The sequence below is a fragment of the Rhizobium oryzihabitans genome (assembly GCF_010669145.1).
In the GTDB taxonomy this organism is placed as follows: domain Bacteria; phylum Pseudomonadota; class Alphaproteobacteria; order Rhizobiales; family Rhizobiaceae; genus Agrobacterium; species Agrobacterium oryzihabitans.
The window spans coordinates 1,230,174-1,252,132 of record NZ_CP048632.1 but is presented as its reverse complement, the minus strand read 5'-3'; the positions used below and the strand labels follow the sequence as shown (position 1 = coordinate 1,252,132).

The window sequence follows — 21,959 nt, the reverse complement described above, 5'->3', positions numbered from 1 at the left end:
CATCGGAAAATCAATCGCGCTATCAACGGCATGAAATCAGAATTTTTTGAGGCTGCGAACATGAACAATTCCGTTACCGTCGAAGTCACCCGTGGAAACCTTGTCGAAAGCCGCCATCAGGGCCTTGCCGTGGTGGTGGATGGCGATGGTGACGTTCTGTTCTCGGCCGGCGATATCGAGCGTGGCATCTTCCCGCGTTCCGCCTGCAAGGCCATGCAGGCCCTGCCGCTGGTGGAAAGCGGTGCTGCGGACGCCTATGGTTTCGGCAGCCGTGAACTGGCGCTTGCCTGCTCCTCCCATTCCGGCGAAGACGACCATGCGGAGCTTGCCGCCTCCATGCTTGCCAGGGCAGGCAGGGATGTCGATACGCTGGAATGCGGCGCGCACTGGTCTTCCGATCAGAAAACCATCATTCATCAGGTCCGCACGCTGGAAAAGCCGACGGCGCTTCACAATAATTGTTCCGGCAAGCATTCCGGCTTCATCTGCGCCTGCTGCCACACGGGCACCGATCCCAAGGGCTATGTCGGCTACGATCACCCCCTGCAGCGGGAAATCCGCGCGACGATGGAAAGCCTGACGGGCGCGGCGATCGGCCATGACAATTGCGGCGTGGATGGCTGTTCGATCCCCACCTATGCTGTGCCGCTGAAGGGGCTGGCGCATGGTTTTGCCAAAATGGTAACGGGCAGGGGGCTGGACGAGGGGCGTGCCAAGGCCTCCCGCCGCCTCGTGGAGGCCTGCATGGCGGAACCGTTTTACGTGGCGGGCACCGGCCGCGCCTGCACGAAGCTGATGCAGATCGCACCGGGAAAGATTTTCGCCAAGACCGGCGCCGAAGGCGTCTTCGTCGCGGCGCTGCCGGAACAGGGCGTCGCGATCGCGGTAAAATGCGAGGACGGCACGACACGCGCGGTCGAAGCGATGATTTCGGCATTGCTCGCCCGCCATTTTGGGGAAGGCAGCGCCGAGCAGCAGGCCTTGCTGGGTATGGCGAACCGGCAGATGCGCAACTGGAACGGCATCCATGTCGGCGATATCCGCGTTGTCGGCCTTTAGAAATAACCTTTGACGCGACCGGTTGCCGGCACGATGATGGCTGGCCCTTGCGCGTGGCAGCCATCCCGTGGCTGCCGGCAGGGGCCGGCGTCCGCACACGAGGAGGTGGGCGCCCTCATTGCTTTGGAGGTCGCATATCCATGTTCACACTGTTTTTCTCCCCCGGCTCCTGCTCGCGCGCCAGCCATATCGTGCTTGAGGAATCCGGCCTGCCTTACACGGCCCACCGCGTCAATTTCGCAGATGGCGAGCAACGCTCCGAGGCATTCCTGAAAATCAATCCGAAAGGCCGCGTGCCGGCGCTCGCCACGGCCAGCGGGGTGTTGACCGAAACGCCCGCCATTCTCGCCTTCATCGCCCAGATGGCCCCGGAAAAGAAACTCGCACCGCTCGACGATCCCTTCGAGTTTGCCCTGATGCAATCCTTCAACGCCTTCATTTCGTCCACGGTGCATGTCGCCCATGCGCATGGCCGGCGCGGCAGCCGCTGGGCGAGTGAGGACAGTTCTCTGGCGGATATGAAGGCGAAGGTGCCGCAAACCATGACCGACTGCTTCGAGCTGATCGAGCACGGCATGCTGCATGGCCCATGGGTTCTGGGCACGGCCTATTCGGTCGCCGACCCCTATCTCTTCGTCATGTCCGGCTGGCTGGAAAGCGACGGCGTGGATATTGCCCGCTTCCCGAAGGTGCATGATCACTTCCGCCGCATGAACGAGCGGCCTGCGGTTCAGAAGGCGCTGGCGGGTGAGAAGGGGTGAAGCCTTAATGCGCCCAAGGGACCCCGGCTGGCGCCCTCGTTCAAGCAGCTTGCTTGTTTGCCACGCTCGCTTCCCTCATCCCTGTGCTTGTCACAGGGATCCAGCCAGCCCAAGTCCTTGGGCTGAAAGACTCTTCCCGCCGCGCAGACGCACGTCGGCTGGATTCCTGTGACAAGCACAGGAATGAGGGGCGAAAGAGATGCGCGTCGGCTCAAGGCCGGAACGAGGGAGGTGCGGGAGGAGGAAGAACGCCTTCTGCTCAAGCCGCCTCGGCGGCCCGGCTGTCCCACATCGTCTTGAAGGCCGTGCGGGCCTGGCAGCGGCCCAGCCAGCTTTTTACCGCCGGATGGGCGTCGAACAGCGGCTGGTGACCCTGCGCATAACGGACTATTTCCGCCGCATTGAGATCGGCGACGGTGAAACGGTCACCCACCAGATAATCATGATTGGAAAGATGCTGTTCCAGCACCCGGAAAGGGCGCTTCAAGAGGCGCGCGGCGACATCGATGACCGCCCTGCCGGCATCGCCTTCCGAGAGCCCTTCGGCCACGGCCGAAGAAATCTTCAGCGAATTGGCTTCGACTTCGGTTGCGGCGAAAAAGGACCATTGCAGCATCGCCGCATCTTCCTTCAGATCGACCGGGGCGAGCGATCCACCATATTTGCGGGCGAGATAGAGATTGATGGCCATGGATTCATAAAGCACCATGCCGTCATCCTCGATGCAGGGAATGGTGCCCATCGGGTTGATGGCGAGAAACTCGGGAGACAGCGTGTTGAGCGGGGCGTCGGTCGCCAGCGGATCGGCAAGGCGGCGGGCCTGTATCACCGGCACATGCTTGAATTCTATGCCCAGTTCCCCCGCAAGCCAGAGCGTGCGCGTGGCGCGGGAACGGTAGACACCGTAAATCGTCAACATCGAAATTTACCCCTTGAACCAGTTCGGTGACGGCACGTTACGGTTTCACTGTTTTAAAGTGAAGTTGCAGATCGCTGGGCCAACTATGATTTTTTCTGATCCGTCAGGAAGTCCGTATCCGGCGAGAGACGATACTCGAAACGGTCGATGAAGCGTTCGAACAGACGTGCGAATGTCTCGACATCCTCGTCCGCCCATCCATCCATCACATCCTTGATAACGCTCATCTTGGTCCTGCGCATTTCCTGCAGCAGGCTGGTGCCGAGCGGTGTGATCTCGACGATACTGCGACGGGCATCCTCCTGCGAGACGCCGCGTTTCAACAGGCCGCGCCCGACCATATCCGCCACCACGCGGCTGCCGCGCGAGGGGTCGATGCGCATGCCCTCGGCAATGGCGCCAACGGTAACATCGCCGTCCGCGCGGCGCAGGATGTCGAGGACGTCGATATGGGAGAGTTCGAGACCGGGAGCGAGCTTGGCCAGCGCCATGCGGCCGATGATGCGGCGTCCGATCATGATGCGCATGCGCGTCATCGTATTACCGATACGCCTGATGTCATCAGGCAGATCCTCGTTCCAGTCTTCCTCAGTCGCCACGCTTCATCGTCCCTTTCGATGCTGTTTCCGATCACATTTAGTGGCATTAGCATAGATGTCAAAAACTTGCCATTGACATATATATGCTAATAGCACACAAATTGTCGCAGCAAAACCGCCGGAAGCCAACGAGATTTTTCATGGATATGTCTACCGCCCCCGTGGCGCCGCTTGTGTCGGATCACCGGCGCAGGCTCATCGTCTTTCTGTTTCTGATGCTGGCCATGTTCATGGCGACACTCGACAACCAGATCGTATCGACAGCACTTCCCACCATCGTCGGCGAATTCGGCGCGCTGGAGCGTTTCGGCTGGATCGGCTCGGCCTATCTTCTGGCCACCAGTGCGGTCATGCCTGTTTATGGCAAGCTGGGCGATCTGTTCGGACGAAAATACGTGATGATTGCGGCGGTCATCATCTTCACGCTCGGTTCGCTCGCCTGCGGGCTGGCCTGGTCGATGGATAGCCTGATCGCGGCCCGCGTGCTTCAGGGCCTCGGCGGCGGCGGCATCATGGTGTCGATCTTCTCCGTCAATGCGGATCTGTTCGAACCGCGCGAAAGAGCTCGCTACCAGAGCTATTCCAGCCTCACCATCATGGCCTCCGGCAGCGTCGGGCCTATCCTCGGCGGCACGATGAGCGATCTGTTCGGCTGGCGGTCGATCTTCCTCATCAACCTGCCGCTCGGGCTGATCGTCATCACCGGCCTGATTTTCCTGCTGCCTTACCGCCGCCCCGCGCGCCAGCCGAAGATCGATTATCTCGGCGCCGTGCTGCTGGCAGCGACGATTGCCAGCGTCGTCTTCTGGGCCGACAGCAGTGAATTGTTCGGCTCGCTCATTGCCGGTCCAAGCCTCGGCATCATCGCCTTCGCCGTCATCGCCGCCTTCCTCTGGGTGCAGGTGGAGCGCCGCGCGCCGGAACCCGTGGTGCCGCTCAGGCTCTTCAAGGACAGCACCTTCCCGCTGTTGATGATCGTTTCGCTGACCAGCGGCGGCATCGGAATCGGCATGGTGAATTATTATGCCCTGTTCCTGCAGACCACCACCGGGCTTTCCCCCTCCCATGCCGGGCTGTTCTTCATCGCGGTCACCGGCGGCATCGTCATGGGCTCGCTATCGGCCGGGCGGCTGATCTCGATCACCGGCGTCTACAAGCCGTTTTCGGTGGCAGGTCTGACGATCAACCTTCTCGCCATGCTCTGCTTTACGCAGGTGCATGCCGGCACGCCGCTGGTGCTGATCGGCGCGCTGATGCTGGTGCAGGGTTTCGCCGTCGGTCTTGGCCAGCAGGCGCCGATCATCGGCGTACAGAATTCCGCGCCAAAGGCGGATATCGGTGCCGCAAGCGGCGCGGTGACCCTGACCCGCATGGGTGGTGCTGCCATCGCCATCTCGGTCTATGGCGCAATTGTCACCTCCAGCCTCAAGGGCGTTGCCGTCACCATTCCGGGTGTCGGCAGGATCGAGGAGTTGACGCCGAAGATGCTGTCCGAACTGCCCGCGGCATCCCAGACAGCGGTTGCAGCCCTTTATTCGGATGCCTTTACCCCGCTGTTCTTCGCAGCCGCCGCAACCGCCGCCATCGGGCTTGCCGCAGCACTGATGCTGAAACCGGTGCGGCTACCCTCGGCGACACCGGCGGCGAAGCCGGCGGAGAGTGCCGGGGAGTAGGGGCGGGACTTTTGCCTGGACAAGAAAATCGTTGAATGCGGGCTTTACGCGGCATTCAACGATTTTTCGACGGCCAGACGGAAGCCCAGCGCATGCATGACTTTCTGCACTGTTTCGTAGCGAAGCTTCGAGCCCGGCTTTAGAGCCTTGTAGAGGCTTTCCCGACCGAGACCGGAAACATCCGCAATGTGTGACATTCCGCGAGCCCTGGCGACTGCGCCAAGGGCGGCAATGAAGACATCCGGGTTTTCATCTTCCATCGCGACGGCCAGATATTCGATCATGGTTTCATCGCTGTCGAGGTAGTCTGACACATCAAATTTGCTGAATTCCGTCATGGTCATTTCTTTCCAATTGTTTGCGCCATGTCGATCGCAAGCTTTATGTCCCGCTTCTGGGACGACTTGTCCCCGCCGATCAGAAGGAAATAAACTTTTTTGCCAATGCGGGTGAAATAGACCCTATACCCCGGACCGTAGTGGATGCGCATTTCGGAAACGCCGCCACCTACCGGCTCGCAATCGCCGAAATTTCCATGCTTGGCAGCGGTAAGACGGTGAAGAATCCGCACCTTTCCAGTGCGATCCTTTAAAGCCTTCAGCCATTCGTCGAACTCCGCCGATCTCTCGAAACTGTTCATCATAAAAAGTATCCGAGTGGATACAATTTAGCAAGCGCAAATCCCATGGCTGTCCTCCAACCGGCCGTGCGCTTGTATTGCGCCCGCGAACGTCGTGCCGCAACTCGATACAGCCCCGGCTCAAAGCCAAAATGACAGTGGGGTGACGGCAAAACAAAAACACCCACGCTGGAAATTTAACGCCCGTTCCGCGTTATGCTCGCAGCACTTTACATTCGCGCGGGCGGTCCTATCTCAATGAATATGAAGCCGGAACAGCTCCTGAACTCCACGCCCAAGGGCCTTTATTGTCCGCCGGGCGATTTTTATATCGACCCCGTGCGCCCGGTGGCGCGCGCGTTGATAACCCACGGCCATTCCGATCATGCCCGCGCCGGCCACGGGTCCGTGCTGGCCACCCGCCAGACGCTTGATATCATGCGCATCCGTTATGGCGAGGATTTCTGCGGCAGCGAACAGGCGGTCGCGTTCGGCGAGACGGTGGAGGTGAACGGCGTGACCGTCGGTTTCCATCCCGCTGGCCATGTGCTGGGTTCGGCGCAGATTTCCGTGGAAATGAACGGCATTCGCATCCTCGCCTCCGGCGATTACAAGCGCGGTATCGACCCCACCTGTACGCCCTTCGAAACGGTGCCGTGCGACGTGTTCATTACCGAGGCTACCTTCGGGTTGCCGGTGTTTCACCATCCGCTGCCGCGGGTGGAAATCGGCAAACTGCTGACCTCCATCAGGCAGTTTCCCGAGCGCACCCACCTGGTCGGGGCCTATTCGCTCGGCAAGGCGCAGCGCGTCATCAGGCTCTTGCGCGATAATGGTTACGCCGACCCCATTTATATCCACGGCGCGCTGGCGCGGCTTTGCGATTATTACGTTTCGCAGGGCATCGATCTCGGTGATCTCAGGCCCGCAACAGTGGAAAAAAGCAATCCCGCCGCTTTCAAGGGCGCCATCGTCGTCGGCCCGCCCTCGGCCTTTCAGGAACGCTGGGCGCGACGTTTCAACGAGCCGCTGATCGCCTTCGCATCCGGCTGGATGATGGTGCGGCAACGGGCAAAACAGGGCGGCGTGGAGCTGCCGCTAGTGATATCAGACCATTGTGACTGGCCGGAACTGCTCGAAACCATCCAGGAAATTGGCCCGCAAGCCGTGTGGGTCACCCATGGGCGCGAAGAGGCGCTGGTGCGCTGGTGCGAATTGCAGGGCATTGCCGCCAAGCCGCTGCATCTTGTCGGTTACGAGGATGAGGGGGATTGAGATGAAAGCCTTCGCCACGCTGCTCGACCGCCTCGTTCTCACCCCCTCGCGCAACGGCAAGCTGAAGCTGCTGACCGATTATTTCCGCGATACGCCTGATCCCGACCGGGGTTACGGACTGGCGGCGATTGCCGGCACGCTGGACCTTAAAAGCGTCAAGCCTGCCATGCTGCGCGAGCTGGTGCTGGAGCGCATGGACGAGGTGCTGTTCCGCTATTCCTACGATTATGTCGGCGATCTGGCCGAGACCATATCGCTGGTCTGGGGCAATATCGGCGGTGCTGATGATTCCGAGGCGCAGGATCCGCGTCTCGGCGAAGTCGTCACATTGATGAATTCGCTCGGCCGTACCGAGGTGCGCGGCGCCGTGCGCGATCTGCTCGACCGGCTCGATACATCCTCGCGTTTCGCTTTCCTCAAACTCGCCACCGGCAGCCTGCGCATCGGCGTTTCGGCGCGGCTGGCGCGTCAGGCGCTGGCGGATTTTGCCGGTAAGGACATCACCGAGATCGAGACCCTCTGGCACGGGCTGACGCCGCCCTATACGCCGCTTTTCGCCTGGCTGGAGGGCAAGTCCGAGCGGCCGGTGCTGGCGACGCCTGCCATCTTCCATTCGGTGATGCTGGCGACACCGGTTGCAGACGGCGATCTCGATGCGCTGGACCCGGCCGACTACGCCGCCGAATGGAAATGGGACGGCATTCGCGTGCAATTGTCCCGCGCCGGCGCCACGCGAAAACTCTATTCCCGTTCCGGCGACGATATTTCCGGCGCCTTTCCCGATGTTCTTGACGCGATTGACTTCGAAGGGGTGATGGATGGTGAGTTGCTGATTGGCGGCACAGCGCGGTCCAACAATCTCACCCGCACCTTCTCCGACCTGCAGCAGCGGCTGAACCGCAAGACGGTGACAGCGAAGATGCTGGATGATTATCCAGCCTTCATCCGCGCCTATGACCTGCTGTTCGAGGGCGAGAGCGACATCCGCGCGCAGACCTATCTGGAGCGCCGCGGCAGGCTGTCGGATATTATCGAGCACGCACCGCATGACCGTTTCGACCTTTCGCCGCTGATCGGCTTTTCCAGCTGGCAGGAACTCGACACGCTGCGCGCCGCCCCGCCCGATCCGGTGATCGAGGGCGTGATGATCAAGCGCCGCGACAGCGCCTATCAGGCCGGCCGTGCCAAGGGGCCGTGGTTCAAGTGGAAACGCGATCCCTACAATATCGACGCCGTCATGATGTATGCGCAGCGCGGCCACGGCAAAAGGTCGAGTTATTATTCCGATTTCACCTTCGGCGTCTGGGCGGAAGGTGAGGACGGCGAACAGCTCGTGCCCGTCGGGAAGGCCTATTTCGGCTTCACCGATGCGGAGCTGGAGGTGTTGGACAAGTTCGTGCGTGACAATACGGTCGAGCGTTTCGGCCCGGTGCGGGCGGTGCGCGCCACGCCGGATTTCGGTTTCGTGCTGGAGGTGGCCTTTGAGGGCATCAACCGTTCCACCCGCCACAAATCCGGCGTCGCCATGCGCTTCCCGCGCATCGCAAGGCTCAGGGCCGACAAGCTGCCGGCGGAGGCGGATCGCCTGTCCACGCTGGTGGCGATGATCGATGGTGTGGAGGGGTAGTGCTTCCTTGTCCAGAAATTGCCACGATGCCTGCGAATACATTGTTGTCATTCGCGAATCCGTGATTGGACAGTTTCCCGCCGCAGTGTTGAACTGCTAATATTCTCATTCCCGCCCTCAGGTGCACATATGGCAGAAAAACGCTTTCTTTCCTCACCTTTCGGACAGGAAGAGAGCGGCGTGATCTGCCCGAGCCTGACACGGCGCGGCCTGCTTGTCGGCGCGATTGGCGCCTCGGTGGCAGCGCTCTTGCCGCCGGGTGCAAGCGCGGCGGGTTTTTCCGCCCCCGAAGTCCTGCCGCTCGAAAGACAGGACTATGCGGAGGCCCGCAGACGTTTCCACACCCATCTGCTGCGCAAGATGCCCGCACCGGAAAAATCCTCAGCCCTCGGCACGCCACCCGGTGCCGAACGGGTTACCTATCCGGGCGGGCCTGACGGCTCCATCGAGCTTGTCGCCTGGCTCTCCCACTACCAGCCATCCGGGACGCCGAAACCAGCCGTCCTGTTTCTCCACGGCGGCAATGCCACGGGTGACGGCCATTGGGCGCTGATGAAGCCCTATTGGGAAGCCGGTTTCGTCGTGCTTCTCCCGTCCTTCCGGGGTGAGAACGGCCAGAACGGCAATTATTCCGGTTTTTATGATGAAACGGCGGATGCGCTGGCGGCTGCGGCCTATCTGGAAAACCTGCCCGGCATCGACAAAAAGCGGTTCTTCATCGCCGGCCATTCCAATGGCGGCACGCTGACGCTGCTGGCGGCCATGAGCCGCAAATTTCGTGCCGCCGCGCCCATGTCCGCGGGCGTCAATTCATGGCGTTATTTCAACCGCTATTCGGACGAGATCTGTTTCGATGAAACCGACGAGCGCGAATTCATCATGCGCTCCTCGGTCTGTTTCGGCCCGAGCCTCAAATGTCCGGCGCTGCTGCTGCGTGGTGACGAAGAGCGGCCATTTGATGCCGATCACCAGCTGTTTGTCGATCGTGCTTTGTCTTCCGGTTTCAAGGTCGACAAAAAACTGCTGCCCGGAACCCACAATGGCGTGGTCCCGGGCGCGGTGACGGAAAGCATCCGCTTTTTCAATCAATTCACATAAAAGGGCCGAAAACCGCTCGCGCAGCTTTCGGCCCTTCTGAAATCAGGCGCTCTTCTTGAAATAGCCGAGCAGCCGCATGGCATTGGCGGTAACGAGAACCGTCGCGCCGGTATCGGCAAAGACCGCAAGCCACAGGCCGGAAAGGCCGGTAACGGTCGTCACCAGAAACACCGCCTTCAGGCCAAGTGCGATCGTCACATTCTGGCGGATATTCGCCATCGTGGCACGCGAAAGACCGATAAGGCGGGCCGCATCGCCGACATTGTTGCGCATCAGCGCCGCATCCGCCGCTTCCATCGCCACATCCGTGCCCGAGCCGATGGCGACACCGACGCTGGCGGCGGCAAGTGCCGGCGCATCGTTGATGCCGTCACCCACCATCACCACGGTCTTTTGGGCGGCCAGCTTGCGGATTTCCTCGACCTTGTTCTGCGGCAGGAGTTCGCCGCGCGCTTCAAGGCCCAGCTTGTTGCCGATGGCACGCGCCGTGCGGGCATTGTCACCCGACAGCATCAGCGAGGAAATGCCCATGTCCTTCAGCGCCTTGACACCTTCAGCCGCATCCTTGCGCGGTTCGTCGCGCATGGCGAAGAGGCCGCTTGCGGTTCCGCCGGCCATCACGACAGCCACGGTCTTGCCTTCGCTTTCCAGTGCGGAAATGCGATCGGCCAGTTCCTTCGAGAGGGTGCCGACTTCGGTTGCAAAGCGCGGCGCGCCGATGAACAGGTCCTTTCCGCCGACAGTGCCCTGCATGCCGCGACCGGAAATCGCCTTGATGTTGGAACCGGGCAGGGGCTTCACACCGGCCTTTTCGGCATGGTTGACGATGGCCCGCGCCAGCGGATGGCTCGATTCATGCTCGATGGTTGCCGCCTCGGCGATCAACCCGACCTCGTTGCCATCAAGCGCCACCACGTCGGTCACCACAGGTTCGCCAAGCGTCAGCGTGCCCGTCTTGTCGAAGGCAACGGTTTCGGTACGCGCCAGCATCTCGATAACCGCGCCACCCTTCACCAGCATGCCGTGGCGTGCCGCAGCCGAAAGGCTGGAGGCGATGGCCGCGGGAACGGAAATGACGAGCGCGCAGGGGCAACCGATCAGAAGCAAGGCGAGACCGCGATAAATCCAGGTGTCCCAGTCACCAAGGCCGGCAAGCGGCGGCACGATGATGGTGAGCACGGAGATCGCCACGATCAGCGGCATGTAATAACGTGAGAAGTTCTGGATAAAGCGCTCGGTCGGCGCGCGCGCATCCTGCGCTTCCTCGACAAGGGTGATGATGCGGGCGATCGTGTTGTCTTCCGGTGCGCGGTCGACGCGGATGCGCAGCGAACCGTCATGGTTGATCGAGCCGGCAAAGACGCGCGCGCCTTTTTCCTTGGCGACCGGAATGCTCTCGCCGGTCATCGGCGATTCGTCGACGCTCGACTCACCTTCCATCACCACGCCATCGGCGGCGATACGGTCGCCCGGACGTGCCACGACCACCTGGCCGATGCGCACCTGATCGGCGGCGACCTGACGCAGCGCGCCGTTTTCCTCCACCAGTGCCGTTTTCGGCAGCAGCGAGCCAAGGGCCTTGATGCCCGAACGGGCGCGAGCGGCCGCAAAGCCTTCCAGCAATTCACCGATGGAGAACAGGAGCACGACGATGGCCGCCTCTTCCGCCTCGCCGATGAAGATCGCGCCGATGGCGGCAATCGTCATCAGCATCTCGATGGTGAAGATCGCGCCGAAACGCGCCGCGTTGAAGGCATTGCGTGCAATGGGGAACAGCGTCACCAGCGTCGCGACGATGAAGGCGTAACCGCCCCAGGCCGGAAAGCTCAGCTCCGCCGCATAGGCGACCGCGACCAGAATGGTGCCGGTGAAAGTGTTGCGGGCCTTTGCGGTGCGCCACCAGGCGCCTTTTTCATCCGCGCCGTGGGCATGGCCGACTTCAGCGCTCGGGGCTGCTGCCGTCACCGTCTGCGCCTTGTCATGGGAATGACCGGCGTGATCATGGTCGTGGCCGCCGCAATTTGCATGGTCGTGATCCGAGTGATCATGGCCGGCGTGATCGTGGCCTGAGTGGTCATGCCCCGAATGGTCATGCTTGTGATCATGGCCGCTGCACGAACCGTGATCGTGGTCGTGATTACCCTCCACCTTTTCGCGGGCAGCCTTTTCCTGCGGCAGCAAAGCGGGCTTGAAGCCGAGCTTGCGCAGCGTGTCCTCGATTTTTTCGACCGGGGTTTTGCTTTCGGCAAGCGACAGGTTCAGCCTTTCGCGTGCGACGGATACCTTGACGTCGGCAACGCCGGGCAGGCGCGAAAGCGCGGTCTCGATCTTCGCCGCGCAGCTGCCGCAATCCATGCCGCCCACAGAAAAGATCAGGGCATTGCTGCCGTCAGCCTTCGTCTCCGTGTCGGCATGGTGGTGGCCACCGCACGATGAATGGTCGTGATGCTCGGCCTCGACTTTTGCCTGCGGGGCCTTTTCCTGCGGCAGCAAAGCGGGTTTGAAGCCGAGCTTGCGCAGCGTATCTTCGATCTTTTCGACCGGGGTTTTATTCTCGGCGAGCGACAGGTTCAGCCTTTCCCGCGCAACGGAAACCTTGACATCGGCCACGCCGGGCAGGCGCGAGAGCGCGGTTTCGATCTTCGCAGCACAGCTGCCGCAATCCATGCCGCCGACCGTAAAGGTCAATTCCTCGGAGTTGCTGTTCAAATTGTCGCGTGTCGAAATATTCATGATTTCCGCTCCTGAATTCCAATCGACAGCCAATCTGGCACCTCTAGCAACTAGAGGTTCAAGAGCAAAAATGCAGTTTCTCGATTTTTTTTGAAAGGCTCACACCAGCTTCGCGCCAGCCGCGTGGTGCATCTTGCCGCCACAGTTGGTTCCATGAAGCGGTTCAGATGACAGCACTCCTATTGAAAAACGGCCGCCGGGCGGCCTCTCTGGCGGGCCTTGCGGCTCTGCCCCTGTTGAGCGGCTGCCTTTTCGTGACGGATACGAGCCGGATGAACCCTGACGTCTTCGTGCAGGAAACCGCGCCCGTCTTCAATTTCAATTCCGTAAGCTCCAATCGCCAGCCGGAGCTGCCGCCGCAGCCGGGTCAGCTTTCCACGCGCCCGCCGGACCTGTTCAGAACCCGCTTCCATCAGGAATATGGCCCGCCGGTGCGCGGCCAGGGCCTCAGCGCACCGCAGGTTCAGGGCATGAATACGCCGCGGGCCGCGGGCCAGAGCGCGCCGCTCGCACCCGACCGGATGGCGACCTATGGCCTGCCCGTCTCCAACCCGCTGCACCGCGTGATGTATGGGCCGATCCGCGATGATGACCGTTCCTTGCCGGCCATTCCCTATGGCCGCATCGATCCGCGCTATTTGAGGCAAGAGGTGAGTTACCAGACGGCGGAAGCGCCGGGCACCATCATCGTCGATACGAAACAGCATTTCCTTTATCTGGTGCAATCGGGCGGCAAGGCCATCCGTTACGGTGTCGGCCTTGGACGTGACGGTTACGCCTGGTCGGGTCGCGGCAAGATCCAGTGGAAGGCGAAGTGGCCGCGCTGGACACCGCCCGACGAAATGGTGAAGCGCCAGCCGGAACTCACTTCCATTTCCGCCGCCAATGGCGGCATGACGCCGGGTCTCAACAATCCGCTTGGCGCCCGTGCGCTTTATATTTTCAAGGACGGCAAGGACACGCTTTACCGCGTGCACGGCACGCCCGACTGGCAGTCCGTCGGCAAGGCGACCTCGTCCGGCTGCGTGCGCATGCTCAATCAGGATGTGATCGACCTCTATGAGCGCGTGCCGCAGGGCGCGCAGATTGTGGTTATCTGACCACGTTCTGAAAGAAAGCGCTGTGCCGCGCCGTCGCTCAAACGCCTTGTGACTGGCTTTTAGCGGTCGGTTAACTATTTTCGCAATACGCCTGAGACGTGGAACAAACGACGTACAACGGCGATATAGCCGTTCGCAATGTGGGACAAACCGGACTTATGACGAGCACCGACACAGATCTTTCCAGACGTACCTTTCTCTCCCTTCTCGGCATTTCCTCCGCTTCGCTTCTGGCAGGCTGCGCCTCGTCGGGCACGGGAGACGCCATCCGCCAGCAGGCAAGCGCCATCGGCAGCGATTTCCGCCAGATGTTCTCGCCGGGCGTCAGCGATGCGGAACTGGCCGTCATGTACGGCTCCGTCGAGGATGGCGGTTACGTCATTCCCGCCGTGCCCTATCAGAAAATCGACCGGCGTTATTATCGCCAGCGGGTCGTCGACCCGACCGGCGAGCGCCCCGGCACCGTCGTTGTGGATACGCGCTCGCGCTTCCTCTATGTCGTGGAGCAGGGCGGCAGCGCCATGCGTTACGGCGTCGGCATCGGCCGCGATGGCTTTGCCTGGTCGGGTGAGGGCGTCATCCAGTGGCGTCAGAAATGGCCGAAATGGACCCCGCCGGATGAAATGGTCGCCCGCCAGCCGGAACTGGTCAAATATTCGTCCAAGAATGGCGGCATGCCGCCGGGCCTGAAGAACCCGCTCGGCGCGCGCGCCCTCTATATCTTCCAGAACGGCAAGGACACGCTTTACCGTCTGCACGGTTCGCCGGAATGGAACTCCATCGGCAAGGCCGTCTCTTCGGGTTGCGTGCGCCTGATGAACCAGGATGTCATCGACCTTTACGACCGCGTGCCGCAGAAGGCGCGTGTGGTGGTCTGGCAGTAAGCCGATACTCAATCGCATAAAAAGGCGGCCATGTGCCGCCTTTGTTTTTTGAGGATTATGGTCGCGCCAGGCTATCCTTCAGCGCATTCACCCGGTCCCGCAGCTGCGCCAGCTCCTCCAGCCCGCAACCGGTGGCGCCGCCGATGGCCGCCATGATCTTCACGCCCTCTTTCTTGAGGTCGGCGCCCTTCGTCGTCAGGGCCACCAGCACCTGCCGCTCATCCACCGTGCCGCGTTTGCGGGTAATCAGCCCTGCATGTTCCAGCCTCTTCAGCAGCGGCGAAAGCGTGCCCGAATCAAGCCCCAGCATTTCGCCGAGCGCCTTGACGGTGGAGGTCTCTTTTTCCCAAAGCGCCATCATGACCAGATATTGCGGATAGGTCAGCCCGATCGGGTCTAGCAGCGGTTTATAGGCCCGCGTGAAGGCATGTGCCGCGCCATATAGGGCAAAGCATATCTGCTGGTCCAGCCTCAACAGGCTTTCCATCTTGGTGTTATCGCCCTCTACGCCCATTGTTTTGCTCCAAAAATCAACCGGGAAGGGAACAATCGGCCCCGGCTTTCGGTTCCTGCCGCATGGATGCGCGACGAAATTTCGTGAAAATTATCGCAAAAAACAATTTCGCATTCAATGTACAAAATTATATTGCGCACAATTTAATTGTTCGCTATAAGAGCTTCAACACCAACCCGAAGGGAGTAAATGCCATGCCTATTCTCTACACGACCAAAGCATCCGCCACCGGTGGCCGCGCCGGCAACGCCAAGTCGGAAGACGGCGTCCTCGACGTCACGCTGACTGTTCCGAAGGAACTGGGCGGCGATGGCGCCCGTGGCACCAATCCGGAGCAGCTTTTTGCTGCCGGTTATTCGGCCTGCTTCCTCGGCGCCTTGAAGGCTGTCGCCGGCAAGCAGAAGGTAAAGATTCCTGAAGACACGACTGTGACGGCAACTGTCGGCATCGGCCCGCGCGAAGACGGCACCGGCTTCGGCATCGAAGTGTCGCTGAAGGTCAACATTCCCGGTCTGGAACGCGAAAAGGCAGAGGAACTGGTTGCCGCCGCCCATATCGTCTGCCCCTACAGCCACGCGATGCGCACCTCCACGGAAGTGCCCGTTTCGGTAGCCTGATTTTTCAGGCTTGAAATGCGGGGCCGGGGTTCATCCTGGCTGCTGATGGGGAGCGAAACTCGCAGCACCCGCGACGTCATCCTCGGGCTTGACCCGAGGATGCATCGGTCTCGGTGGGTATGGATCCTCGGGTCAAGCCCGAGGATGACAGAGGCGAGATTTCGCGCCTCCGTCGGCAACGCTTGGGCCGGGTTCATCCCGGCCTTCTTGTTTTCAGAAAGAAACATGCTATATTCTTTCTAAGGAAAGGATTTGTGCCATGAATATTCACGCCAAGACCGCCAGTGATCCTGCATCGCAGGGCAGGGTCGTTACCAAGGCCGTCATCGCCGCTGCCGAACGGCTGGGCCTGAACGCCGCCCGCACGGCGGATATTCTCGGCGTTTCCGCACCCACGGTCTCGCGCATGAAACGACTTGATTTCCTGCTGGAGCCGGGCGCCAAGTCCTTCGAGCTTGCGGTGCTGCTGATCCGGGTGTTTCGTTCGCTGGACGCCATCGCCGGTGGCGATGAGGCGGTCGCGAAAAACTGGCTGCGCAATCACAATACGGCGCTTGATGCCGTGCCTGCCGACAGACTCACCACCATTACCGGATTGATCGATGTCCTCTCCTATCTGGACGCCCGACGCGCTCCTGTCTGAAAAACGCACCGCATCGGGAAAATACTGGCGGCTGGTGGAGGCGCAGCATCAGGTTTCCACCATGAAGCTGGTGGACACGGTGGAAGAGCAGTCGCTGCTGGAAGATATTCTGGAGGCGAGCAAGAGGCCGTTTCCGCCGGAATGCGCCGGTTTCGACTATCTTCTCGCCACCCCCTTCCGTTATGGCGCTGCCTATCCGCATGGCTCGCGTTTCCGCCGGGCAGGGTTTACCGAAGGCGTTTATTACGCCGCCGCGAAGGTGGAAACTGCGCTTGCCGAAATGGCCTTCTACCGGCTGCTTTTTTATGCGGAATCCCCCGGCACGCCACTGCCTGCCAATCCCGCCGACTATTCCGCCTTCGCGGCACGCATTGCCACGGATGCGGCGCTCAATCTCACCAAGCCCGAACTGAGCCGGGACGAAGCGCACTGGACCGACCTGCAGAATTACGAGCCCTGCCAGGCGCTTGCCGAGCAGGCGCGGCTGGCGAAAATCGAGGCCATTCTCTACCGCTCGGTGCGCGATCCCGCAGGCGGCCTCAACATTGCCATCCTGTCACCTAAGGCCTTTGCCGCGAAAGCGCCGGTGGAACGGATGAGCTGGCGCATTCACCTGTCCAAAACAGGGGTGCAGGCGCTCTGCGAATTTCCGATGCGCAGAACTGGTTTTTCGGTTTCGGATTTTGCCGGTGATCCGCGTCTGGCGGGTCTGTTGGGTTGATTCTCGTCTGTTAGGCAGGACGTCGCCGCCTGTTTCTTCTCCCCGCCGGGGAGAAGGTGGCCCGAAGGGTCGGATGAGGGGGCAACGGCAGCGATGGACCGCACCCTTGCCCCCTCATCCCGCTGCCGCGGACTTCTCCCCCTAGGGGAGACGAAACAAGCGGCATCCCTACAGTCTAATCGGGCCTAGCCGTAAGTTCGGGCAGCCCTTACTGCTTCGCCACACGCGCGCGCAGTTCTTCCACATGCGCAGCGATTTCCGGTGTCACCGCCTCGCCGAAATCTTCCATTTCAAACATCGGGCGGATTTCGATCTCGCTTTTTTCCAGCATCGGGTTCGGGCAGCGTTTCACCCATTCCACCGCCTCGTCCATGTCTTTCACCTGCCAGAGCCAGAAGCCGGCAACCAGTTCGTTGGTATGCGGGAAGGGGCCGTCGATTACGCTGCGGCTGTCGCCGTCAAAAACGATCCTTTTGCCCTTGGAGGAGGGGTGCAGGCCGTCGCCGGAAAGCATGATGCCGGCATTGACCAGTTCCTCGTTGAATTTCCCCATCGCCTCCATCAGCTCGGTCGTCGGCATGACGCCATCTTCGCTGCTTTTCGTGGCCTTTACAAAAACGATGACACGCATTGTCTTTCCTCCTTGGTTGCGTCTTCCCGATAGTTTCGCCGTTCGTCGCGACGGCCCGATGACATTTTCGGCGACAAAAGTGGCGATATGCCGCCTTCGTGTCAGCCGAGGTCGATGAGATCGCGGCGCAGCCGGTCAGGGTCGCCGCTGCCGATGCGGGCTTCGATTTCGGCATGGGTCTGTTCCCAGATGGGGAAGGCGGCGGCGAGCACGGCCATGCCATCGGCCGTCAGCCGCAGGCGCTTGCCGCGCCTGTCCCTGGGATCCTGCTCGATGCTGACCAGCCCGCGCCGTTCCAGCGGCTTCAGCGCCGCCGTCAGCGTCGTGCGGTCCATGGCCAGAAGGTTGGCGACCGGCCCCATCGGCGGCGGTTCCGGCCGGTTGAGCGACATCAGCAGCGAAAACTGGCCATTATTGATGCCAACAGGCTTCAGCGCGTTGTCGAACAGCCGCGCAAGCGCCCGTGCCGCACGCTGCGCATGCAGGCAGAGACAGGCGTCCCGCACGAAAAGAGTTGCTGAAAAAGGAATTACGCTGGCGTTTGACATGGGATAAATATGTTGATATCAACCTAATTAGTCAAGCGGAACTTGATGCCCCGCTGATGGTTTTATTGACTTTCAATGCAGAAATAGGCGGCGCGCTGCGTGGGAGCGGAGTGGTGCCGTGGTGAAAGACGGATCCAAGGAGGAAAGATCATGTCTCATCCCGTTGTTTCGAATGAGGAGTGGATTGCGGCCCGCCGCGACCTGCTGGTGAAGGAAAAGGAACTGACCCGCGCCCGTGACAGGCTGAACGAAGCGCGGCGTGCATTGCCCTGGGAAGAGGTGACGAAGGACTATATTTTCGATGCGCCTTCCGGCCCGAAATCGCTGAAGGAACTCTTTGGCACCTGCAGCCAGCTCATCGTCTACCATTTCATGCTGGCGCCCGACTGGGAGGAGGGCTGCACCGGCTGTTCCTTTTTTGCCGACCATGTCGATGGTGCGATGGTTCACCTGAAGCACGGGGATGCGGCCTTCGTCGCGGTCTCCCGCGCGCCGCTCGAGAAGATTGAAGGCTACAGACATCGCATGGGCTGGAAGTTTCCGTGGGTTTCGGCTGACAGCAGCGACTTCAACTATGATTATCAGGCCTCCTTCCGCGATGAGGATATCGAGAGCGGGGCTATCACCTATAATTACCGTGAAATCGAGCCTATGGGCGACCTGAAGGACCTGCACGGTGTCAGTGTTTTCGCCAAGGGCGAGGACGGCAAAATCTACCATACCTATTCCGCCTATGCCCGAGGCATGGAACAGGCGCTCGGCACGCTGATGCTGCTCGATCTGGTGCCAAAAGGCCGTAACGAAGACGGGGTAATGGATTGGGTGCGTCGGCACGATCAATATGAGGACGAGCCGAAAGCCGCATCCTGCTGCCACTGAAAACAGACAGACGAGGAGGACACAAGATGGAAATGGAAATCGCCAAACCGCAGAAGGAACATGAATTCCTGAAGAGGATTGTCGGAGACTGGGTCATGACCTCCAGTTCCGGCCATGAGGGATATGATCCTGATGATCCGAACCAGCAATTCAACGAGACCGTCCGCTCCATTGGCGGGCTGTGGATCATTGGCGAAGGCACCGGCAAGATGCCTGACGGAACGGAGATGACGGCCGTCATTACGGTGGGTTTCGACCCGGCCAAGGGCAATTTCGTCGGCACCTGGGTGGGGTCGATGATGACCAATCTCTGGGTCTACAAAGGCTGGCTGGAAAATGACGGCAAAACCCTGACGCTGGAAGCGGAAGGGCCTGCCTTTGACGGTTCCGGCCGCATCGACACCTATCACGATGTACTGGTGCTGCATGACGATAGTCACCGCAGCTTTTCCGGCAGCGTCAAGCAGCCGGATGGCACCTTCAAAACCTTCATGACGTCGGAATTCCGGCGCAAGGCATAAAGCGCTGCCGGAATTCATCCGAACCCGAAGCGCCGCCGCATTCCGCGGCGGATGATCGCTAAAAATTCGCACCAAGATCTCCGGAGGAGACAAAATGTCCGATACACACGGAAAATTCATATGGGTCGAATTGATGACGCCTGACATGGAAGCGGCCGCCCGCTTCTATGGCCATGCCATCGGCTGGCAGACCAAGGATTTCGGTTCGCCGGAAATGCCCTATCTCGTGCTGGAAGCTGACGGCAAAGGCATGGGCGGCATCATGGAGCTGACCGAGGAACATAAAGGGCAGGGCATTCCGCCGAACTGGACCGGTTATGTCTCCGTGGACGACGTCGATGCCTCGGCGAAACAATTCGAGGCAAAGGGCGGCTCCGTCATGCGCCAGCCGCAGGATATCCCGGAAATCGGCCGCTTTGCGGTGGTGGCCGATCCCTATGGTGCGGTTATCTGCATCATGACGCCGCTGCCGATGGAGAGCGGCGGTTTCCCCGAGGACATGCAGAGCAAGCAGGGGCATGTCGGCTGGTACGAACTGATGACGGGCGATGTGGATGGAGCGACCGCCTTTTACGGCGACGTCTTCGGCTGGACCAAGGACCATGATTTCGACATGGGCGAAATGGGCCCGTATCGCATCTTCGCCCATAACGGCAAAGCCATTGGCGGCATGATGAAACGCATGCCGCAGGTACCCGTCTGTTATTGGGGTTATTACTTCAATGTCGACGGTATTGATGACGCCGTCACCCGCATCAGCACCGGCGGCGGCAAGGTCGTCAACGGCCCGATGGAAGTGCCCGGCGAGAGCTGGATCGTCAATTGCCAGGACCCGCAGGGCGCGTTCTTCTCGCTGGTTTCGCAGAAGAAATGACGGTTAGTACCCCTCCCGCCGCGAAACCGGCGGGAGGGGGTGGCCCATTCGAGGGCCATTACGCCGAGGCGAAAAACGCTTCCGGATCGTCGACTTCCACCAGCTTCCGCTTGTCTATCAGCCAGAAACGGGTCCCGACCGCCCGCACGAAACTTCTGTCGTGCGAGATGAGGACGCAGCTGGCTTCATGGCCGGTAATCTCCGCCTCCAGCGCTTCCTGCCCTTCAATGTCCAGATGGTTGGTGGGCTCGTCCAGCAGGTAGAAATTCGGTTCCGTCAGCCGCAGCGCCAGCATGGCAAGCCGGGCCTTCTGCCCGCCGGAAAGCGTTGCGATGCGGCGTTTCTGCATTTCCATGTCGATCCCCGCACCCGCAAGCAGGCCGCGCACCCGCTGGTCGCCAATGTCGAACCGGCGCGTCATGAGCGCAAAGGCTGTGCTGTCGTCGTCGATTTCCGCAAGCGACTGATCGACATATCCGGCCACCAGCGATGGCGTCGCCTTTATGCCTTCGCGTATCTGCTCGGCATCGGTCACCGCTTCTTTCAAAAGCGAGATCAGCCGCGTCTTGCCGACGCCGTTGCGGCCGAGAATGACGACGCGGTCGCCCTGGCGGATAAATTGCCGGCCGGTGCGAAACAGCACTGTTCCATCCGGTATCGAGACGGGGATATCTTCCAGTGTAATCAGGACCTTGGCGTGGGTGCCACGATTGGCGAGCTGGATCTTGCCGGCTGATCGTTCCTGATGTGCCGGCCGCGCTTTTTCCTCCAGCTTTTCGGCGCGCTGGCGCAACTGCTTGGTCTTGATGGTCAGTAGATCGCTGCCGGAATTGATGCCGATATTGTTGAGCTTCGCGGCCTGCCGGCGCAATTGCTGCACGGTTTTCATGTCGCGCTGGAAGCGTCGCTCATCGGCCGCATCCTCCTCCGCAAGTGCCGCACGCGCGTGGCTATAGGGCAGGCGGAAGAGCGCCGAATTTTCCGGCCGCAGAAACAGCGTGGTTCTTGTAACATTGTCGAGGAAGGCGCGGTCATGGCTGACGATGACGACCGCCGTATCGCGCGGCAGCTGATTGAGCCAGCTTTCCAGCACGTTGATTTTTTCAAGATCGAGATGGTTGGTCGGCTCGTCGAGCAAAAGGACATCCGGCTCGGTGATCCAGGCCCGCGCCAGCATGGCAAGCCTCTGCCAGCCGCCGCTCAGTTCTTTCAAAAGGCGCTGACGATAGGGCTCCGGCACCATCATGGCGTCGAAAATAATATCGGCGCGCCAGCTTTCATTGTCGATCGCATCCGCCGGCAGGGCGGAAAGCACGGCGTCCCGCATCCTCTGTTCCAGAAGCGCCGACGGCAGGTGCTGATGGACGATGGACTGCGTCAGCCCGCGTAGCCGGGTGATATCGCCATTGGTGGCGTCCAGTTCACCGGCAAGGCAATTGAGCAGTGTGGATTTGCCGCAACCATTCGCCGCCACGATGCCGATGCGGTCTCCCGCATTCACGGTGAGGCTGAGATTGGAAAAAAGCGGTTTTCCCAGAATGATTCCGAGATTGCGAAGCGTGATAAGGGTCATGAAGTCGTCTCTGGCAAACGGACCAGCAACGAGCCGTGCTCCGCCATGGGCAGGACTGCGTTCAGCTCGAGTTGGTCAGTTATGAAAAATG

24 protein-coding genes are annotated in these 21,959 nt (G+C 60.7%); 15 read left to right on the top strand and 9 right to left on the bottom strand.

Annotated elements, in window-relative coordinates:
- Window positions 1–60: 60 nt before the first annotated feature.
- Together G3A56_RS06635 and G3A56_RS06630 are read left to right on the top strand one after the other, a co-directional pair.
- Window positions 61–1,059: an asparaginase gene (locus tag G3A56_RS06635; protein ID WP_082184618.1), complete on the top strand. Its 999-nt coding sequence runs from the start codon at window positions 61–63 to the stop codon at window positions 1,057–1,059.
- A 140-nt stretch (window positions 1,060–1,199) separates the two neighbouring features.
- Entirely contained in the window at window positions 1,200–1,820 is a 621-nt protein-coding gene (locus G3A56_RS06630; protein WP_082183894.1) for a glutathione S-transferase family protein, read from the top strand.
- 259 nt (window positions 1,821–2,079) lie between these two features.
- Here the strand turns inward: G3A56_RS06630 and G3A56_RS06625 are convergent, their stop codons facing one another.
- Together G3A56_RS06625 and G3A56_RS06620 are read right to left on the bottom strand one after the other, a co-directional pair.
- On the bottom strand, window positions 2,080–2,739 hold the full coding sequence (locus tag G3A56_RS06625) for a glutathione S-transferase family protein (RefSeq protein ID WP_082183895.1): 660 nt from the start codon (window positions 2,737–2,739) through the stop codon (window positions 2,080–2,082).
- 83 nt (window positions 2,740–2,822) lie between these two features.
- The gene (locus G3A56_RS06620) at window positions 2,823–3,338 is read right to left on the bottom strand and encodes a MarR family winged helix-turn-helix transcriptional regulator (RefSeq protein ID WP_003494334.1); all 516 of its coding nucleotides are present in this window, start codon (window positions 3,336–3,338) and stop codon (window positions 2,823–2,825) included.
- 140 nt (window positions 3,339–3,478) lie between these two features.
- On the opposite strand from G3A56_RS06620, the gene G3A56_RS06615 reads away from it, so the two are divergent.
- Window positions 3,479–5,011, top strand: coding sequence for an MDR family MFS transporter (locus G3A56_RS06615; RefSeq protein WP_164056218.1), 1,533 nt, complete (start codon window positions 3,479–3,481; stop codon window positions 5,009–5,011).
- Window positions 5,012–5,055: 44 nt separating this feature from the next.
- Here G3A56_RS06615 and G3A56_RS06610 read toward each other — a convergent pair whose 3' ends face one another.
- Window positions 5,056–5,355, bottom strand: coding sequence for an addiction module antidote protein (locus G3A56_RS06610; protein WP_003494336.1), 300 nt, complete (start codon window positions 5,353–5,355; stop codon window positions 5,056–5,058).
- Entirely contained in the window at window positions 5,352–5,654 is a 303-nt protein-coding gene (locus G3A56_RS06605) for a type II toxin-antitoxin system RelE/ParE family toxin (RefSeq protein ID WP_425503358.1), read from the bottom strand. Before G3A56_RS06605 ends, G3A56_RS06610 begins: the two co-directional genes overlap by 4 nt.
- 234 nt (window positions 5,655–5,888) lie before the next feature.
- Here G3A56_RS06605 and G3A56_RS06600 point away from each other — a divergent pair, with 234 nt between their 5' ends.
- The 3 genes from G3A56_RS06600 to G3A56_RS06590 all read left to right on the top strand — a co-directional run bounded on the left by G3A56_RS06600 (window position 5,889) and on the right by G3A56_RS06590 (window position 9,630).
- Complete coding sequence (locus tag G3A56_RS06600) at window positions 5,889–6,905, top strand: ligase-associated DNA damage response exonuclease (RefSeq protein WP_164056217.1); 1,017 nt, start codon at window positions 5,889–5,891, stop codon at window positions 6,903–6,905.
- A gap of 1 nt (window position 6,906) precedes the next feature.
- Window positions 6,907–8,532, top strand: coding sequence for a cisplatin damage response ATP-dependent DNA ligase (locus G3A56_RS06595; protein WP_082183896.1), 1,626 nt, complete (start codon window positions 6,907–6,909; stop codon window positions 8,530–8,532).
- A 129-nt stretch (window positions 8,533–8,661) separates the two neighbouring features.
- Window positions 8,662–9,630, top strand: a complete 969-nt coding sequence (locus tag G3A56_RS06590) for an alpha/beta hydrolase family protein (RefSeq protein WP_082183897.1) — start codon at window positions 8,662–8,664, stop codon at window positions 9,628–9,630.
- Window positions 9,631–9,672: 42 nt separating this feature from the next.
- On the opposite strand, the gene G3A56_RS06585 is transcribed toward G3A56_RS06590, so the two are convergent.
- Window positions 9,673–12,363: a heavy metal translocating P-type ATPase gene (locus tag G3A56_RS06585; protein ID WP_137067525.1), complete on the bottom strand. Its 2,691-nt coding sequence runs from the start codon at window positions 12,361–12,363 to the stop codon at window positions 9,673–9,675.
- Window positions 12,364–12,530: 167 nt separating this feature from the next.
- Between G3A56_RS06585 and G3A56_RS06580 the strand changes: the two genes are divergently transcribed.
- Together G3A56_RS06580 and G3A56_RS06575 are read left to right on the top strand one after the other, a co-directional pair.
- Entirely contained in the window at window positions 12,531–13,463 is a 933-nt protein-coding gene (locus G3A56_RS06580; protein WP_082183899.1) for a L,D-transpeptidase, read from the top strand.
- Between the two features lie 158 nt (window positions 13,464–13,621).
- On the top strand, window positions 13,622–14,347 hold the full coding sequence (locus G3A56_RS06575) for a L,D-transpeptidase (RefSeq protein WP_003494344.1): 726 nt from the start codon (window positions 13,622–13,624) through the stop codon (window positions 14,345–14,347).
- Window positions 14,348–14,402: 55 nt separating this feature from the next.
- Here G3A56_RS06575 and G3A56_RS06570 read toward each other — a convergent pair whose 3' ends face one another.
- Window positions 14,403–14,861 (bottom strand): MarR family winged helix-turn-helix transcriptional regulator, encoded by a 459-nt coding sequence (locus G3A56_RS06570; RefSeq protein WP_003494345.1) that lies wholly within the window; start codon window positions 14,859–14,861, stop codon window positions 14,403–14,405.
- Between the two features lie 194 nt (window positions 14,862–15,055).
- On the opposite strand from G3A56_RS06570, the gene G3A56_RS06565 reads away from it, so the two are divergent.
- From G3A56_RS06565 to G3A56_RS06555, 3 genes are all read left to right on the top strand, one after another.
- Window positions 15,056–15,478 carry an organic hydroperoxide resistance protein gene (locus tag G3A56_RS06565; RefSeq protein WP_003511906.1) on the top strand — a complete coding sequence of 141 codons (423 nt, stop codon included), beginning with the start codon at window positions 15,056–15,058 and terminating at the stop codon, window positions 15,476–15,478.
- 259 nt (window positions 15,479–15,737) lie between these two features.
- Window positions 15,738–16,121 (top strand): MbcA/ParS/Xre antitoxin family protein, encoded by a 384-nt coding sequence (locus G3A56_RS06560; protein ID WP_003494347.1) that lies wholly within the window; start codon window positions 15,738–15,740, stop codon window positions 16,119–16,121.
- Window positions 16,081–16,842 carry an RES family NAD+ phosphorylase gene (locus G3A56_RS06555; protein ID WP_164056216.1) on the top strand — a complete coding sequence of 254 codons (762 nt, stop codon included), beginning with the start codon at window positions 16,081–16,083 and terminating at the stop codon, window positions 16,840–16,842. The genes G3A56_RS06560 and G3A56_RS06555 overlap by 41 nt, the downstream gene beginning before the upstream one ends.
- Before the next feature lie 208 nt (window positions 16,843–17,050).
- On the opposite strand, the gene G3A56_RS06550 is transcribed toward G3A56_RS06555, so the two are convergent.
- Both G3A56_RS06550 and G3A56_RS06545 read right to left on the bottom strand, forming a co-directional pair.
- Window positions 17,051–17,473 (bottom strand): YciI family protein, encoded by a 423-nt coding sequence (locus G3A56_RS06550; protein ID WP_082183901.1) that lies wholly within the window; start codon window positions 17,471–17,473, stop codon window positions 17,051–17,053.
- A 101-nt stretch (window positions 17,474–17,574) separates the two neighbouring features.
- Window positions 17,575–18,021: a MarR family winged helix-turn-helix transcriptional regulator gene (locus G3A56_RS06545; RefSeq protein ID WP_082183902.1), complete on the bottom strand. Its 447-nt coding sequence runs from the start codon at window positions 18,019–18,021 to the stop codon at window positions 17,575–17,577.
- On the opposite strand from G3A56_RS06545, the gene G3A56_RS06540 reads away from it, so the two are divergent.
- The 4 genes from G3A56_RS06540 (at window position 17,988) to G3A56_RS06525 (ending at window position 20,295) form a co-directional block, all read left to right on the top strand.
- A complete protein-coding gene (locus G3A56_RS06540) occupies window positions 17,988–18,146 on the top strand; it encodes a hypothetical protein (protein WP_164055981.1) in 159 nt (52 codons plus the stop codon). The genes G3A56_RS06545 and G3A56_RS06540 overlap by 34 nt on opposite strands.
- Before the next feature lie 25 nt (window positions 18,147–18,171).
- Window positions 18,172–18,900, top strand: a complete 729-nt coding sequence (locus G3A56_RS06535) for a DUF899 domain-containing protein (protein ID WP_082183903.1) — start codon at window positions 18,172–18,174, stop codon at window positions 18,898–18,900.
- Window positions 18,901–18,926: 26 nt separating this feature from the next.
- Entirely contained in the window at window positions 18,927–19,421 is a 495-nt protein-coding gene (locus tag G3A56_RS06530; protein ID WP_082183904.1) for a DUF1579 domain-containing protein, read from the top strand.
- Window positions 19,422–19,515: 94 nt separating this feature from the next.
- Window positions 19,516–20,295 (top strand): VOC family protein, encoded by a 780-nt coding sequence (locus G3A56_RS06525; RefSeq protein ID WP_082183905.1) that lies wholly within the window; start codon window positions 19,516–19,518, stop codon window positions 20,293–20,295.
- Window positions 20,296–20,353: 58 nt separating this feature from the next.
- Here the strand turns inward: G3A56_RS06525 and G3A56_RS06520 are convergent, their stop codons facing one another.
- The gene (locus G3A56_RS06520) at window positions 20,354–21,868 is read right to left on the bottom strand and encodes an ABC-F family ATP-binding cassette domain-containing protein (protein ID WP_082183906.1); all 1,515 of its coding nucleotides are present in this window, start codon (window positions 21,866–21,868) and stop codon (window positions 20,354–20,356) included.
- Window positions 21,869–21,959 lie beyond the last annotated feature (91 nt).

Excerpts from the sequence above, each read along its gene's own strand:
- G3A56_RS06635 (WP_082184618.1), top strand. The coding sequence starts at position 61 with ATGAACAATTCCGTTACCGTCGAAGTCACCCGTGGAAACCTTGTCGAA.
- G3A56_RS06630 (WP_082183894.1), top strand. The coding sequence starts at position 1,200 with ATGTTCACACTGTTTTTCTCCCCCGGCTCCTGCTCGCGCGCCAGCCAT.
- G3A56_RS06625 (WP_082183895.1), bottom strand. The coding sequence starts at position 2,739 with ATGTTGACGATTTACGGTGTCTACCGTTCCCGCGCCACGCGCACGCTC.
- G3A56_RS06615 (WP_164056218.1), top strand. The coding sequence starts at position 3,479 with ATGGATATGTCTACCGCCCCCGTGGCGCCGCTTGTGTCGGATCACCGG.
- G3A56_RS06610 (WP_003494336.1), bottom strand. The coding sequence starts at position 5,355 with ATGACCATGACGGAATTCAGCAAATTTGATGTGTCAGACTACCTCGAC.
- G3A56_RS06605 (WP_425503358.1), bottom strand. The coding sequence starts at position 5,654 with ATGATGAACAGTTTCGAGAGATCGGCGGAGTTCGACGAATGGCTGAAG.
- G3A56_RS06600 (WP_164056217.1), top strand. The coding sequence starts at position 5,889 with ATGAATATGAAGCCGGAACAGCTCCTGAACTCCACGCCCAAGGGCCTT.
- G3A56_RS06595 (WP_082183896.1), top strand. The coding sequence starts at position 6,907 with ATGAAAGCCTTCGCCACGCTGCTCGACCGCCTCGTTCTCACCCCCTCG.
- G3A56_RS06590 (WP_082183897.1), top strand. The coding sequence starts at position 8,662 with ATGGCAGAAAAACGCTTTCTTTCCTCACCTTTCGGACAGGAAGAGAGC.
- G3A56_RS06585 (WP_137067525.1), bottom strand. The coding sequence starts at position 12,363 with ATGAATATTTCGACACGCGACAATTTGAACAGCAACTCCGAGGAATTG.
- G3A56_RS06580 (WP_082183899.1), top strand. The coding sequence starts at position 12,531 with ATGACAGCACTCCTATTGAAAAACGGCCGCCGGGCGGCCTCTCTGGCG.
- G3A56_RS06575 (WP_003494344.1), top strand. The coding sequence starts at position 13,622 with ATGACGAGCACCGACACAGATCTTTCCAGACGTACCTTTCTCTCCCTT.
- G3A56_RS06570 (WP_003494345.1), bottom strand. The coding sequence starts at position 14,861 with ATGGGCGTAGAGGGCGATAACACCAAGATGGAAAGCCTGTTGAGGCTG.
- G3A56_RS06565 (WP_003511906.1), top strand. The coding sequence starts at position 15,056 with ATGCCTATTCTCTACACGACCAAAGCATCCGCCACCGGTGGCCGCGCC.
- G3A56_RS06560 (WP_003494347.1), top strand. The coding sequence starts at position 15,738 with ATGAATATTCACGCCAAGACCGCCAGTGATCCTGCATCGCAGGGCAGG.
- G3A56_RS06555 (WP_164056216.1), top strand. The coding sequence starts at position 16,081 with ATGTCCTCTCCTATCTGGACGCCCGACGCGCTCCTGTCTGAAAAACGC.
- G3A56_RS06550 (WP_082183901.1), bottom strand. The coding sequence starts at position 17,473 with ATGCGTGTCATCGTTTTTGTAAAGGCCACGAAAAGCAGCGAAGATGGC.
- G3A56_RS06545 (WP_082183902.1), bottom strand. The coding sequence starts at position 18,021 with ATGTCAAACGCCAGCGTAATTCCTTTTTCAGCAACTCTTTTCGTGCGG.
- G3A56_RS06535 (WP_082183903.1), top strand. The coding sequence starts at position 18,172 with ATGTCTCATCCCGTTGTTTCGAATGAGGAGTGGATTGCGGCCCGCCGC.
- G3A56_RS06530 (WP_082183904.1), top strand. The coding sequence starts at position 18,927 with ATGGAAATGGAAATCGCCAAACCGCAGAAGGAACATGAATTCCTGAAG.
- G3A56_RS06525 (WP_082183905.1), top strand. The coding sequence starts at position 19,516 with ATGTCCGATACACACGGAAAATTCATATGGGTCGAATTGATGACGCCT.
- G3A56_RS06520 (WP_082183906.1), bottom strand. The coding sequence starts at position 21,868 with ATGACCCTTATCACGCTTCGCAATCTCGGAATCATTCTGGGAAAACCG.